Origin of the sequence: uncultured Sphingorhabdus sp., from assembly GCF_937872355.1 — a bacterium.
GTDB lineage: Bacteria > Pseudomonadota > Alphaproteobacteria > Sphingomonadales > Sphingomonadaceae > Sphingorhabdus_B.
On sequence record NZ_CALMSV010000069.1, the window covers coordinates 1 to 13604 of the forward strand.

General features: G+C 56.8%; 14 protein-coding genes, 1 tRNA gene and 1 pseudogene. 13 read left to right on the plus strand and 3 right to left on the minus strand.

Annotated features, from left to right (window positions below):
* Nucleotides 1-305: pseudogene (locus Q0239_RS03920) on the plus strand (RNA methyltransferase); the annotation flags it as partial.
* Nucleotides 306-316: 11 nt separating this feature from the next.
* Here Q0239_RS03920 and Q0239_RS03925 read toward each other — a convergent pair.
* The gene (locus tag Q0239_RS03925) at nt 317-643 is read right to left on the minus strand and encodes a chorismate mutase (RefSeq protein ID WP_298598735.1); all 327 of its coding nucleotides are present in this window, start codon (nt 641-643) and stop codon (nt 317-319) included.
* 188 nt (nt 644-831) lie between these two features.
* On the opposite strand from Q0239_RS03925, the gene rpsD reads away from it, so the two are divergent.
* The 12 genes from rpsD to Q0239_RS03985 all read left to right on the plus strand — a co-directional run bounded on the left by rpsD (nt 832) and on the right by Q0239_RS03985 (nt 12158).
* Nucleotides 832-1446, plus strand: a complete 615-nt coding sequence (gene rpsD / locus Q0239_RS03930; RefSeq protein ID WP_115548184.1) for a 30S ribosomal protein S4 — start codon at nt 832-834, stop codon at nt 1444-1446.
* Between the two features lie 228 nt (nt 1447-1674).
* The gene (locus Q0239_RS03935) at nt 1675-2118 is read left to right on the plus strand and encodes a hypothetical protein (RefSeq protein ID WP_298598741.1); all 444 of its coding nucleotides are present in this window, start codon (nt 1675-1677) and stop codon (nt 2116-2118) included.
* Between the two features lie 113 nt (nt 2119-2231).
* Nucleotides 2232-3914: a M28 family metallopeptidase gene (locus Q0239_RS03940; RefSeq protein WP_298598744.1), complete on the plus strand. Its 1683-nt coding sequence runs from the start codon at nt 2232-2234 to the stop codon at nt 3912-3914.
* A 165-nt stretch (nt 3915-4079) separates the two neighbouring features.
* On the plus strand, nt 4080-5396 hold the full coding sequence (locus Q0239_RS03945) for a DUF418 domain-containing protein (protein WP_298598748.1): 1317 nt from the start codon (nt 4080-4082) through the stop codon (nt 5394-5396).
* An 84-nt stretch (nt 5397-5480) separates the two neighbouring features.
* Nucleotides 5481-6461: an agmatine deiminase family protein gene (locus tag Q0239_RS03950; protein ID WP_298598751.1), complete on the plus strand. Its 981-nt coding sequence runs from the start codon at nt 5481-5483 to the stop codon at nt 6459-6461.
* A gap of 68 nt (nt 6462-6529) precedes the next feature.
* Complete coding sequence (locus Q0239_RS03955; protein WP_367276067.1) at nt 6530-7390, plus strand: class I SAM-dependent methyltransferase; 861 nt, start codon at nt 6530-6532, stop codon at nt 7388-7390.
* A gap of 6 nt (nt 7391-7396) precedes the next feature.
* Nucleotides 7397-8266: an N-carbamoylputrescine amidase gene (gene aguB, locus Q0239_RS03960; protein ID WP_298598754.1), complete on the plus strand. Its 870-nt coding sequence runs from the start codon at nt 7397-7399 to the stop codon at nt 8264-8266.
* Nucleotides 8267-8460: 194 nt separating this feature from the next.
* Nucleotides 8461-9222 (plus strand): outer membrane beta-barrel protein, encoded by a 762-nt coding sequence (locus Q0239_RS03965; RefSeq protein ID WP_298598757.1) that lies wholly within the window; start codon nt 8461-8463, stop codon nt 9220-9222.
* Nucleotides 9223-9304: 82 nt separating this feature from the next.
* The gene (gene folK, locus Q0239_RS03970; protein ID WP_298598760.1) at nt 9305-9832 is read left to right on the plus strand and encodes a 2-amino-4-hydroxy-6-hydroxymethyldihydropteridine diphosphokinase; all 528 of its coding nucleotides are present in this window, start codon (nt 9305-9307) and stop codon (nt 9830-9832) included.
* Between the two features lie 41 nt (nt 9833-9873).
* Nucleotides 9874-9949, plus strand: a tRNA-Lys gene (locus Q0239_RS03975).
* A gap of 154 nt (nt 9950-10103) precedes the next feature.
* Nucleotides 10104-10886 carry an SDR family oxidoreductase gene (locus tag Q0239_RS03980; protein WP_298598764.1) on the plus strand — a complete coding sequence of 261 codons (783 nt, stop codon included), beginning with the start codon at nt 10104-10106 and terminating at the stop codon, nt 10884-10886.
* Nucleotides 10887-10907: 21 nt separating this feature from the next.
* A complete protein-coding gene (locus Q0239_RS03985) occupies nt 10908-12158 on the plus strand; it encodes an acetyl-CoA C-acetyltransferase (protein WP_298598767.1) in 1251 nt (416 codons plus the stop codon).
* Between the two features lie 35 nt (nt 12159-12193).
* Here the strand turns inward: Q0239_RS03985 and mmsB are convergent, their stop codons facing one another.
* Nucleotides 12194-13063, minus strand: coding sequence for a 3-hydroxyisobutyrate dehydrogenase (gene mmsB / locus Q0239_RS03990; RefSeq protein ID WP_298598770.1), 870 nt, complete (start codon nt 13061-13063; stop codon nt 12194-12196).
* Nucleotides 13060-13604, minus strand: a 545-nt coding sequence (locus tag Q0239_RS03995; protein ID WP_298598773.1) for an acyl-CoA dehydrogenase family protein, incomplete at its 5' end; no start/stop codon positions are given. The genes Q0239_RS03995 and mmsB, both read right to left, overlap by 4 nt.

Below are 13604 nucleotides of genomic sequence, written 5' to 3' on the forward strand. Positions count from 1 at the left end.
CGCAATTCGGGTCGCTCAATCTCGCCCAAGCCGTGATTCTATGTGCGTATGAATGGTCCAAGCACCAGACGCTGGAAAGCCCGCCCAAGGTTGATTTGGATCCTCCTGCCCCGCAGGCGGAGCTCGACGGGATGATCCTGCAGCTGTTTGATATGCTCGAACAGCGCGACTATTTCTTCCCGCCCGAACGCACGAGCGTGACGCAACAAACCTTGCGTAATCTACTGACCAAGCCAGGCTGGAACAGTCTCGAAATCCGTACTTTGCGCGGGGTGCTTAGCGCCTTCAAGGATCGCAAGCGCTGAGACTGCAACGATTAAACGCGTAACGCGTCCCAGCGGCCATATTCATAGGCAATCGAGCCTTCGACCAGCGTTTCCCACATGTCAGCGATGACATCCTGCGGGATACGCAGATCGAGTGCAGCCTTGCGTGCATTGGAGATAACTTGTGCTTTGCGCACCTCGTCGCGCACCGTCTCGCGATCCTGCTTGATGCGCGCGGCGGCGTCCATATAACCAAAGCGGCGGGCAAGAAGCTCAACCAGCTGCGCATCGACGTCGTCGACACCGGCGCGAACTTCGGCCATATCGGCGCAGTCCGCCGGGTCTTTTATACCTTGGGGAGAAGTTTCTATTGTCATGGCCCGCGCCATTAGGGTTCGGCGCGCTTTCTGTCGAGCCGATACTTGACTTTATCCACACTCCCCGCCATAGGCGCGCCTTCGCAATTGGCCCCACACCCCGGTGAAGTGGCGGCCGCACCAGGTACATTGGCTTGGTGGTGCGACCCGGGACTGAAAATAGAAGCAAGTTGAAAGGACTTTGACTCATGTCGAAGCGTCAGAATTCGAAGTATAAAATTGATCGTCGTCTTGGTGAAAATATCTGGGGTCGTCCCAAATCGCCAGTCAACCGTCGCGAATATGGCCCCGGCCAGCACGGTCAGCGCCGCAAGGGCAAAATCTCCGACTATGGTCTCCAGCTCCGCGCCAAGCAGAAGCTTAAGGGCTATTATGGCGACATCACCGAAAAGCAGTTCAAGCGCGCTTATCAGGAAGCGAACCGCATGAAGGGCGATACCTCGCAGAATCTCATCGGTCTGCTTGAACGTCGTCTGGACATGATTGTGTATCGCGCCAAGTTCGCACCGACTATCTTCGCGGCTCGTCAGATCGTCAGCCACGGCCACATTCGCGTCAACGGCGTGAAGTGCAACATTGCCAGCCGTCAGGTCGACGTCGGCAGCGTTATCAGCCTGGGCAACAAGGCCAAGGAAATGGCGCTGGTTATCGAAGCACAGGGCCTCGCTGAACGCGATATTCCGGAATATGTCAGCCCCGATGGCAATGACAAGGTAACCTTCACCCGCGTTCCGACGCTCGACGAAGTACCCTATCCGGTGAAGATGGAACCCAATCTGGTCGTCGAATTCTATTCGCGTTAATCAGCGGTCCATCGCAAATGTTCGAAAGAGCGGCTTCGGCCGCTCTTTTTTTTGTCCGCCAGCGACAGCCGTTCGTCGAAATCCCCTTCAAACTAGTTGCAATATTACAACATTTTTTGGGTGTTATCTTACTTTTCAACGCAACATTCATTGGCCAGCAAGAATTGGCTTCCTACATAGGGGTCAGCCACTGACGTGGTTTATCTCCCTAAAATCAAGGATATAAAAATGAAAAAACTCCTCATTCTCGCTTCGGCTGCTGCTGCCGTTATCGCAACCCCTGCCATGGCTGCAGGCGAAGGTCGCGTCGAAGGCCGTGGCGCAATCGGTTGGGGCGGTGGCTCCGAAGATTTCTTCGCTGGCGTCGCTGCCGGTTATGATATCGATCTCGGTGAAACCGCATTTGTCGGCCCTGAAGTGTCCTATGACACCAATTTCGACGGTGCCGATCTGGTCAATCTGGGCGGACGCCTTGGCGCCAAGGTTGGCGAAAAGGGCAAGCTGTACATCGCTGCCGGTTATGAAGTGAACGACATTGAAGAAATCAATGCGGGTGTCGGCTATCAGCACAGCTTCAACGACAAGGTGTTCGGCAAGGTCGAATATCGCCGTTACTTCCTGAACGGCACCGATCTGAACGCCGCCGGCGTTGGCATTGGCGTGAAGTTCTAAGCTTTAAGCCAACAAAATCAGAGGGGCGGCTCCAGTTATGGGGCCGCCTTTTTTGTTTGAGCCCACACACCGCCTCTGGCAGAAGCGGCGCAATTCGTTTTCTGGAGAATGATATGCGCCTTTTGACGCTCGCCCTGGTTTCCGCGCTTGCCCTTTCGGGGTGCAAAAAAATTGATGATGCCGGTTCGGGCAAATTGCCCGACGTCGAGGTCCCCGATTTGTCGGAAGCGACAATGAAGGACATCACCCGCACGCTTTCATCCGATGCCTTCGAAGGTCGTGCGCCGGGCACAGCGGGTGAGGAAAAGACCGTCGCGCTGATGATCGAAAAGTTCAAAGCCGCTGGTCTCGAACCGGGCAACCCGTCGAGCAGTAAAGATGGCGGATGGACACAAGACGTGCCGCTGGTCGAAATCGCAGCCAAGAATTTCTCACCACTCACAGTCACCGGTAAAGACGGCAAGGCGATGAGTTTTGCCTATGGCACCGAATATGTAGCCGGGACCTATCAGGAACAGCCGAAAATCGACATCAAGGATAGCGATGTTGTCTTCGTCGGTTACGGCATCAACGCCCCTGAAAAGGGCTGGAACGACTATGCCGGAGTCGATGTAAAGGGCAAGACCGTCCTCATCCTTGTCAACGATCCAGACTTTGAGACATCAAGCTTGGAAGGGCCGTTCGGCGGCAAAGCGATGACCTATTATGGCCGCTGGACTTACAAGTTCGAAGAAGCCGCGCGCCAAGGCGCCGCCGCGGCGCTAATCGTGCACGATACCGAGCCCGCCGCCTATGGCTGGAATGTCGTCAATTCAAGCTGGACCGGCCCGCAATTCCTCGCCCAATCCAAAAATGCTGGCTCTGACCAGACCAAGGCCAATGGCTGGGTACAAAAGGATGTAGCAGCAAAGATCATGGCCGCTGGCGGGCAGGATTTGACCAAGGCGATGGCCGCCGCAAAGACCAAGGGTTTCAAGGCTGTCCCGCTCGGACTGAAAGCTGGGGTTAGCTTTGAAAATGCAATCTCGAAGAAAAACAGCCGCAATATTGTTGGCGTATTGAAGGGCGCCAAGCGTCCTGACGAATATGTGCTCTACACCGCGCATTGGGATCATCTTGGACGTTGCACACCCGTTGACGGCGACGAAATCTGCAATGGCGCGGTAGATAACGCCACTGGCACTGCAGCTCTTGTCGCGCTTGCAGAAGCGCACAAGAAAGCCGGTGCGCCAGACCGCAGCATCGTTTTCCTGGCGGTGACTGCCGAAGAGTCCGGCCTGCTCGGTTCCAAATATTATGCCGAGAACCCGATCTACCCGCTGGCGAAGACCGTCGGCGGTGTCAACATGGACGCTTTTTCGATGTCGGGTCCTGCCAAGAACCTGACCGTTATCGGCATGGGCAAGTCGGAACTGGACACTTATCTGAACGCCGCCGCGAAAATCGAAGGCCGCACGCCTGATCGCGAGCCTACTCCTGAAAAGGGTTTCTATTATCGTTCGGACCATTTCAGCTTCGCCAAGCTGGGCGTGCCAATGGTCTATTTCGAGGGCGGAGACGATCTGGTCAATGGCGGCAAGGAAGCCGCCGAAAAGGCAGCGAAGGACTATGAAGAGAATCGCTATCACGCGCCCGGTGACGAATTTGACGATAGCTGGGATTGGTCAGGTGTGATGGCCGACCTGCGTCTTTATTACCGCGTCGGACGGATGCTTGCGATGACCAGCGCATGGCCCAATTGGGTCGAAGGTGACGAGTTCCGTGCAATCCGCGACAAAAGCCGGGAAGCAAAATGAACCAACCAGCTATATCCTTTGATATGCAAGGAAAACGTAGCGTCAACTAGTGTCTATCTGCTTGTAAAACACAGCCATCTGAACTAACCTCGCAAGATGCCGTAAAAGCAGGCCTTGCGTGGTCTAGAGCTTGGCGCGGCATGATCTGCTTCGGGGGAGGCAATCATGACAACACAGGCACAAACTGAATCTGCGCTACGACCTGTCACAAAGGCAGCGCGTATCGACTCGCTCGATATATTGCGCGGCGTGGCCGTTCTCGGCATCCTGTTGATGAACATCACCGGATTTGGCTTGCTGCCACACGCCTATGGCAATCCGTTGGCCGATGGCGGGGGCACGGGCATCAATCTGGCCACGTATCAAACGACGACCATCCTGTTCGAGGGCACAATGCGCGGCATATTCTCGCTGCTGTTTGGTGCAAGCATTGTGTTGCTAACCGAACGGATGGAGCAAAGCGGCGCCGGTCTGGATACCGCAGAAATCTATTTCCGACGAATGTTCTGGATGCTGGTCTTTGGCTTCATCCACTGGTCGCTGCTGCTTTGGTATGGAGAAATTCTCTTTGCCTATGCGATGTGCGGCTTCGTGCTTTTTGCCTTCCGCAAGATTGCGGCAAAGTGGCAACTTGCTCTGGCTGCCCTTCTCTTGCTTGGCGCTGCCGGTTTCCAAGCGCAGAGCTATCAGGAGGCTGCCACGATGCAAGCCTCAGCTAACGACGCCCTGGCCGCTAAAGATGCTGGCCAAAAGTTGAGCAAGGAACAGGCAAGCGCGATTGAGGATTGGAATGGCTTGCGCGAACATTTCTATCCGACCGAGGAAGCCGCAAAGGCGGTGCGCAAAATCCACAATGTCGGATATTGGCAGGCAGTTACCGGCCAGTTCGACAGCAGCTATCAATTCCAATGGACCGAGGCCCCCTTCTGGCTGATCTTTGACATGTCTTCCTTCATGCTGATCGGCATGGGATTGTTGAAACTGGGCGTCCTATCCGCAAGCCGCAGCCGTCGTTTTTACCTGACTTTGATGGTGGCAGGCTATGGCATCGGTGTTCCACTGGGGCTTTACGAGTTAAATCTGATCTTAGCCTCCGGTTTTGAGGTTATGGGATTCAAATCGGCAGATATCACATATCAATTCAGTCGGCTCGCCATGGTCTGCGGCCATCTGGGCTTGATATTGTTATTCATCAAAAGTGGGCTACTCGGGTTCCTGCAACGTGCCTTGGCAGCTACAGGGCAAATGGCACTCAGCAATTATCTGGCACAGACTCTGATCTGTGTGACTTTATTCTACGGCTTTGGTTTCGCGCTGTTCGGTAAGCTGGAACGGCATGAACTATACATCATTGTTGCTGCCATCTGGGTCGCCGAGCTGATCTGGAGCCCGATTTGGCTCCGTCATTTCCGTTTCGGGCCATTTGAGTGGCTTTGGCGTTCGCTGACCTATTGGCAGCGCCAGCCAATGAAAGTCGGCTAGCAACTGCCCCCTTGTTGCGAACGGTTTAATCGCGCATATCCGCGTTTCAGGCAGCTTCATGCCAAACAAGCCGGATTATATTGCATGACTTTTCGAATGCCTGCCGAATGGGCGCCACATGAACGCGTCTGGATCGGCTTTCCGTCCGATCCCGCCGCCTGGGGTGAACCGCTGGCCGAAGCACAACGCCAGATTGCCGCCTTTGCCAATGCTGTTCACGACGGCGGCAAAGGCGAGACGGTGCACCTGATCGCCAAAGGAGTGGACGCGACCGCGCGGGCTCGCGAACTTTGCGATGCAGACGTGATTGTCGAAGACCGGCTGATCGGCGATGTTTGGTTGCGCGACACCGGCTGCATCATCACAGGAAGCGGCGCTGGCCGCGTCGCGCGCAACTTCGGTTTTAACGGTTGGGGTAATCGCTTCGACTATGACGGTGACCAGACTATCGGGCGTGAGCTGGCGGAAGCGGCTGGCTTTTCGGTGACCGATTGTGATTGGGTGCTTGAAGGCGGATCAATCGACGTCGACGGCGAAGGATTGGCCGTGACCACGGTCGATTGCCTGCTCAATCCCAACCGTAATCCGACCCTTGACCGAGCAGCCATCGAAGCGCGGCTGGCCCGCGATCTTGGTATCGATGGTCTGCTTTGGTTGGGCGACGGCCTCGCAAACGACCATACCGACGGCCATGTTGATAATTTGGCGCGCTTTGTGGCCCCCAATCATCTTGTGCTGCCCGAAGCGCGCGATGCCGATGACCCCAATGCTGCAGTTTACGCCGATGCCCGCCGCCGCTCCGAAGCCTTTGGGTGCAAAGTCACTCCCCTACCCTCAGTTGGCCGTTTCGAGCAGGATGGCGAAGCAGTGCCAGCGAGCTATATGAACTTCTATATCGGCAACAGCGCAGTTGTGGTCCCTGTATATGGTAGCCGTTATGACGAAGTTGCTCTGGCCGAATTGGAGCCGCTGTTCCCTGATCGAAAGCTTGTCGGCCTTCGTGCAGACGCAGTGCTGACCGGCGGAGGCAGCTTCCATTGCTCCAGCCAGCAAGTGCCGGTTTGACTGTATTCCCTTGCGGCGCGAGTTGACGCATAATTAGCGCATTAAATTCAGAAGAGAGGGCCTCCCCCATGAAAATGAAGCTATTCCTTGCTTTGGCAGCAACCGCACTTTCGGCGCCCGCATTTGCCGATAATCACGGCCACAAACATGATGCATCGCATTCGGCGATGCACAAGGCGCATACAGAGAAGATGGCCAAAATTCTCGCCGACCCCTCGCGCGCAGAAGACAGCAAGCGCGACAAATATCGTCATCCCGCAGAGACCTTTGAATTTTTCCGCATCCATCCCGATCACAAGGTCGGCGAATATGCGCCGGGCGGCGAGTGGATTTCGCGCATTCTCGGCCGCTATATGGATCCGGGTAAGTTCAACGGCCTCTATTTTAGCACCACCGTTTTTGCCGATGAAAAGACTCGTGAAGGCGTAAAGGCGGGGGCAGCGAAATTCCCCGACGATGTCGCAAAGGTAACCGGTCGTCCGGCAACCGACTACGCAGCCTTCACGCTTGATGCGATTCCAGAAGGCGCGAAAGGCACCTTTGACCGGATCATAGTCATGCGCATGATGCACAATCTGCAGCGCTGGAACATGGCCGATCAGGAAATCAAGCGGATGCGCGACCTGCTCAAGGATGACGGCCTGCTCGGCATCGAGCAGCACCGCGCCAAGGCCGATGCACCCTATAGCTATGCCGACGGCAATAAAGGCTATCTACGCGAAGCTGATGTCATCAAGTTCATGGAAGTGAACGGCTTTGAACTGGTCGCGAAGAGCGAAATCAACGCAAACCCTAAAGACAGCGCAAACTGGCCCGACGGCGTATGGACATTGCCGCCTGCGCTGCGTCTCAAAGATGTCGACAAGGCCCAATATGAAGCGATCGGCGAAAGCGACCGCATGACCTTGCTCTTTAAGAAGCGGATGTAATTGCGAATGTCCACGCGCACTATCACCGTCGCCGCGCTCCAACTGCCTCTGCAGGGCAGTGAAAGCGAGAATATCGAAGCCGTTTCTGGATTGGTCGAGAAGGCTGCCAGTGATGGTGCGCAAATCATATTGCCGCCCGAACTCTTCTCCGGCCCCTATTTCTGCAAAACTCAGGAAGAGGCGCATTTTGCCCTTGCAAGACCGACGCTTGAACACCCCTCGGTGCAAGCGATGGCGAAACTGGCCAAAAAGCTTAAAGTTGCCATCCCCACCAGTTTCTTCGAACGCGACGGTTCACATTTTTATAATACGATGGCGATGATTGATGCCGACGGTGAAATCCTAGGCACCTATCGCAAGAGCCACATCCCCGATGGCCCCGGCTATCAGGAGAAATATTATTTCCGGCCCGGCAATACCGGCTTCAAGGTGTGGGATGTCTTCGGCACCCGCATCGGCATCGGCATATGCTGGGACCAATGGTATCCCGAATGCGCGCGGGCCATGGCCCTTATGGGGGCGGAGTTGCTGTTCTATCCAACCGCGATTGGGGCGGAACCGCAGGATGCGACGTTGGACACCCGTCATATGTGGCGACGTGCAATGGTCGGCCATGCGGTCTCAAACTGTATGCCCGTGGTCGCCGCCAACCGCGTTGGCGCTGAATCCGACCATGGAGGTACAGCGCAAAAATTTTATGGCACCAGCTTCATCGCCAATGAATGGGGTGATGTTGTTTGCGATCTGGACGATCGCGAAACGGGCATACTTCTGGCGAGCTTCGATCTCAATCAGGCTCGCCTTCACCGCGCCAGCATGGGCTTTTTCCGCGACCGCAGGCCTCAACTCTATGGCCGCCTGATCGAAGACAGCTAGGCGGCTATAACTTCTGTTACATTATTGCCACAGGCGCCGCAAAATCGTCGGCAAGGTCGATTCCATACAATATCCAGAAAGGTTCTACGCGTTAACGGGGCGTCGTGATTTCGCGACGCCTTTTGTCCGGCCTCACATTCATGGGTCGCACCAACATGTTTCCGAGAAATTGGAACCAATTGAAGGAACTTGCCATGAAGAAATTTTCGCTCATCTCAGCTTCTGCTGCAGCCATGATCGCCAGCCCCGCCTTTGCGCAGGATTCCAACTGGACTGGCCCTTATGTCGGCGTCCAGGCTGGATATGGCACCGGATCATCCGACACCGATGTTGCCCTCAGCGACACATGGACGTCTGAATCGCAGGGGCTGCGCGATTATGTGACGTCGACTTTCGCGGACAGCCGCAAACCGGAAGGTTTCAACTTCGGCGGCCAGTTGGGCTATAATTACCAAACCGCTGGAAACTTCGTCCTTGGCGCCGAGGCTGACTTCACCATCCTGAATGCCGATGACAGCCGGTCGACCGGATTGGTTCCGACAACCCCATTCCCGTCGCTCAGCTATAATTTCGGCAATGGCGTTGACGCGAAACATATGTTCTCGCTGCGCGCTCGCGCCGGCGTGGCCATGGACAAGACCCTGATCTACGCATCCGGCGGCTGGGCGTGGACCAAAGCCGAATTCGCAGCAACAATGTCGTCCAACGGCGGATACGACAAGGCTGGTAGTACCAAGAAGACGCTGGACGGATTCATTATCGGCGGCGGCGTTGAACACAAATTCAGCGACACGGTCTCGGCTCGCCTCGACTATGCGTACACCGACCAAGGTGGCACCAGCTATGTCACCGGATATCTGCCGGGCAGCACCTTTGTGACACCCGCTTATACCGAAACCCTGCGGCAGGATCTGGATATGCACCTGATCCGCGTCGGGTTGAACTTCCACTTCTGATTTTCACGCTCCGGGACTGCTGGGGGAATAAGCAGCCCTGGATTGCGCTTCCCCGCCCGGCGCATCGGCGCTAGGCGGGGATATGGCCGGGAATACCAATCATCTCTATTTGATCGCGCTGGGTTCAAACCAGCGTCACGAACTCGCAGGCAGTCCGCGAAATATGCTCGAGCAGGCTATTGAAGCCCTCGAAATGCCGGATATTGATGTTTTTGCGCAATCTTCAATCATCGAAAGCGCAGCGATAGGCGCCTCCAGGCGCCGTTACGCCAATGCGGTTGCATTGATCTCCAGCCACCTTGATCCGCCAGCATTGTTGCGCCGCCTACATTCGGTCGAAACCCATTTCGGCCGTCGGCGCATTGGTCAACGCTGGCGTGCGCGTACGCTCGACCTCGATATCCTCTTATGGTCTGGCGGGATCTGGTCTGGCGAACACCCTGTGCTTGCCATTCCGCACGTTTCAATGCGCGAACGGAACTTCGTGCTCGGCCCGGCGACGGAAATTGCGCCTGATTGGCGCGACCCGGTATCCGGCCTGACCATTCGCCAACTTTTTCATCGCTTAAACCGCCCCAAGCCGCTTGACCGTTTGCAAAGCCCGCATTAGGGGGAGCGCTCCTGAGTGCGCCGGATTTTCCGCGCCGCGATGGGCCCTTAGCTCAGTCGGTAGAGCAACTGACTTTTAATCAGTAGGTCGCTGGTTCGAATCCAGCAGGGCTCACCACCATTCCGCATCTAGATTTGAAACCCGGCAACGCGTTTATTTGCGCACTCGCGGGAGCAAAAAACTTGCGCCTGAAGACTCAATTTAATTGCGCGATTAAATTTCTCGGTTATTCTGCTGTCATTCGATAAATGACAGAAATCGGGAGAAGGACGTGAAGATCGACAGCAATATCGCCGCGGTCGTTACCGGCGGTGCATCGGGCCTTGGTCGGGCCAGTGCGGAAGCATTGGCCGCTGCGGGCGCAAAGGTGGCAATTTTCGATATCAACGAAGCGCAAGGCGAGGAAATCGCGGCCAAGATCGGCGGCGTTTTCTGCAAGGTCGATATCACCAGCGAAGAGAGCGTTGTTGACGGTTTTGAAAAGGCGCGCGCTGCGCACGGGCAGGAACGCATCCTCGTTCACTGCGCAATGACATCGAAGCGCGGCAAGACTTTGTCGTTCGACAAGACCACCGGCAAATATAAGCGCACTCCGACCGAAGATTATGCATTTGGCGTAGAGGGCATCCTTGTCGCCTCCTATCGTCTCGCCTCCTTGTCGGCACTCGGCATGAGCGAGTTGGAACCGATGGAAGACGGCGAACGCGGCTGCATCACCTTGACCGCATCGGTGGCGGCACAGGATGCGCAAATCGGTCAGGTAATCTACGGATCGGCCAAGGCTGGCGTGAACGGACTTGTCCTGCCGCTGGCACGCGACCTCATGGATCTCGGCATTCGCTGCAACTCTATCATGCCTGGCATTTTCGCAACGCCGCTGATGCTCGGTGCGCCGCAAAATGTGCTCGATAGCCTCGCCGCATCGGTGCCATTCCCCAAGCGCCTCGGCAAGCCTGAAGAATTTGGCAGCTTGGTACTCGAACTCAACCGCAACACTTATTTCAACGGCCAATGCCTCCGCCTCGACGGCGCGATCCGCATGGCACCCCGCTAATTCAACTGAAAGGATAATCCCATGGCAGAAGCCTATATCATCGACGCCGTCCGCACCCCCCGCGGGGTTGGCAAGCCCGGCAAGGGCGCGCTTTCGCATCTTCACCCGCAGCATCTGGCCGCAACCGTGCTCAAGGCGATCAAGGATCGCAACAATCTCGACACCTCGACTGTCGACGACATCATCTGGTCAACCTCGAGCCAGAATGGCAAGCAGGGTGGCGACATGGGCCGTATGGCAGCCCTCGCCGCCGGCTATGATATCTCGGCATCGGGCACCACGCTCGACCGTTTCTGCGGTGGCGGTATCACTTCGGTGAACCTCGCGGCAGCCACCGTCATGTCGGGTATGGAAGACTGCGTGATCGCAGGCGGCACCGAAATGATGAGCTTCACGGCTGCCTATGGCGCAGAGCTTGCAAATGCGGGCATTAAACCGCTGGGCATGGGTTCGGGTAACGCCGCGCTCGATGCGATCCACCCGCAAAGCCACCAAGGCATTTGCGGCGACGCCATCGCCAGCATGGAGGGCATCACCCGCGAAGAACTCGATGCGCTTGCGCTTTCGAGCCAGGAAAAAGCAGCCCGCGCCATCCGCGAAGGCCGTTTCGACCGTTCGGTCGTCACTGTGTACAATGAAGACGGCACGGTCGCGCTGGACCATGAAGAATTCCCCCGCCCGGAAACCACAGCAGAGGGCCTTGCGGCGCTGAAGCCCAGCTTTGCAGGAATGGCTGATTTCGATCTGGGAGGCGGCAACACCTTCCGTAAGCAGATCAACCGCCGCTATCCGGAATTGCAAATTGAGCATTTCCACCATGCTGGTAACAGCTCGGGCGTGGTCGATGGTGCCGCTGCGCTCCTGATCACTTCAAAGGAATATGCGGACAAAAACGGCCTGAAGCCGCGCGGCCGCATCGTCGCTTATGCCAATATCGGCGACTGCCCGACGCTGATGCTCAACGCACCGGTTCCAGCGGCGAAGAAGGTTCTCGAAAAGGCTGGCCTCAAAGTCGAAGATATCGACGTTTGGGAAATCAACGAAGCCTTTGCTGTCGTCGCTGAAAAGTTCATCCGTGACCTGCACCTTGATCGCGATAAGGTGAACATCAATGGCGGTGCCTGCGCCCTCGGCCATCCGATCGGCGCCACCGGTTCGATCCTGATCGGAACCGCATTGGACGAACTAGAACGTTCGGGCGGCCGTTATGGCCTGATCACGATGTGCGCTGCTGGCGGCATGGCACCGGCGGTGATCATCGAACGGATCTAAGATAGAAACGGGCGGCCATCAACTGGCCGCCCTTTTTACAGCGTCTTGATAATCGCCGAGAAATCGAGACCGCCCTGCCCGGCCTTGTCGAAGGCGTCGTAGAGCGCGGCGGCCTTTTCACCCATCGGCACGTCGGCGTTCACCGAGGCAGCAGCCTCCATCGCCAGTTTCAAATCCTTCAGCATCAGCGCAGTGGCAAAGCCGCCTTGATAGTCGTTGTCTGCTGGTGATTGCGGGCCGACGCCGGGAACGGGGCAATAGCTGGTCATCGACCAATTTTGGCCCGAAGCCTTGGAGGAGATGTCGTAGAAAGTCTGCAGATCGAGGCCGAGTTTGTCGGCCAGCATGAACGCTTCACAGGTTGCGATCATAGATGCTCCGAGCAGCATGTTGTTGCAGATCTTCGCCGCCTGCCCTGCCCCCGATGCACCTGCATGGATAACCGCCTTACCCATTGCGGTAAGGATAGGCTCGGCGCGCCCAAAGGCGCTGTCGGTGCCGCCCACCATGAAGGTCAACGTACCGCCATTGGCCGCCGCAATGCCGCCAGATACCGGCGCATCGACCATTTCATAGCCAGCTGCGGTCGCATCCGCCGTCACCTTGCGCGCTGTGGCGACATCGATGGTCGAACAGTCGAGCAGGATGGCGCCCGCAGGTGCATGGCCGATGACATCGCCTTCATAGACGCTGTCGACAATTTTGCCATTGGGTAGCATCGAGACGACTGCCTCCACATCAGCCACTGCTTCACGCACGCTGGTGAAAGTCGCGCAGCCATTTTCCTTCGCGCGCGCGAGAGCATCTTCCGACAGATCGAACGCGTTTACGCTATGCCCTGCCTTCACAAGGTTCGCGGCCATCCCGCCGCCCATATTGCCAAGACCGATAAAAGCTATTTTCATTGGCGTAACAAATCCCTTCCGACGATCATCCGCATCACCTGATTGGTACCTTCCAAGATCGAGTGGACGCGCAGGTCGCGCCAGAAACGCTCGATCGGATAGTCGCGCAAATAGCCATAGCCGCCAAACAGTTGCAGCGACTTGTTGACGATCTCGCTGCCATTGTCGGTCGCGAGGCGCTTCGCCATGGCGGAGAAACGGCTCTTGTCAGGCGCGTTAGCGTTGACCTTGCATGCCGCCATGTAAAGCAGCGCGCGTGCGGCTTCGAGATCGGTCGCCATGTCGGCGAGCATGAACTGGGTGTTCTGAAAATCGGCAACTGGCTGGCCGAATTGCTGGCGTTCCTTGGTATATTTGACCGCTTCGTCGAGGCAGCGTTGCGCACCGCCGAGCGAGCAGGCACCGATGTTGAGCCGACCGCCATCAAGCCCCGCCATCGCAAAGCGGAACCCATCACCCTCCGCACCGACGCGGTTGGCAACCGGAACACGGAAATCCTCGAAGATCACCTGCGCGGTCGGCGATGCGTTCCAGCCCAGTT

Coding starts and splice junctions, on each gene's coding strand:
- Q0239_RS03925 (WP_298598735.1), bottom strand. CDS start 643: ATGACAATAGAAACTTCTCCCCAAGGTATAAAAGACCCGGCGGACTGC.
- rpsD (WP_115548184.1), top strand. CDS start 832: ATGTCGAAGCGTCAGAATTCGAAGTATAAAATTGATCGTCGTCTTGGT.
- Q0239_RS03935 (WP_298598741.1), top strand. CDS start 1,675: ATGAAAAAACTCCTCATTCTCGCTTCGGCTGCTGCTGCCGTTATCGCA.
- Q0239_RS03940 (WP_298598744.1), top strand. CDS start 2,232: ATGCGCCTTTTGACGCTCGCCCTGGTTTCCGCGCTTGCCCTTTCGGGG.
- Q0239_RS03945 (WP_298598748.1), top strand. CDS start 4,080: ATGACAACACAGGCACAAACTGAATCTGCGCTACGACCTGTCACAAAG.
- Q0239_RS03950 (WP_298598751.1), top strand. CDS start 5,481: ATGACTTTTCGAATGCCTGCCGAATGGGCGCCACATGAACGCGTCTGG.
- Q0239_RS03955 (WP_367276067.1), top strand. CDS start 6,530: ATGAAAATGAAGCTATTCCTTGCTTTGGCAGCAACCGCACTTTCGGCG.
- aguB (WP_298598754.1), top strand. CDS start 7,397: ATGTCCACGCGCACTATCACCGTCGCCGCGCTCCAACTGCCTCTGCAG.
- Q0239_RS03965 (WP_298598757.1), top strand. CDS start 8,461: ATGAAGAAATTTTCGCTCATCTCAGCTTCTGCTGCAGCCATGATCGCC.
- folK (WP_298598760.1), top strand. CDS start 9,305: ATGGCCGGGAATACCAATCATCTCTATTTGATCGCGCTGGGTTCAAAC.
- Q0239_RS03985 (WP_298598767.1), top strand. CDS start 10,908: ATGGCAGAAGCCTATATCATCGACGCCGTCCGCACCCCCCGCGGGGTT.
- mmsB (WP_298598770.1), bottom strand. CDS start 13,063: ATGAAAATAGCTTTTATCGGTCTTGGCAATATGGGCGGCGGGATGGCC.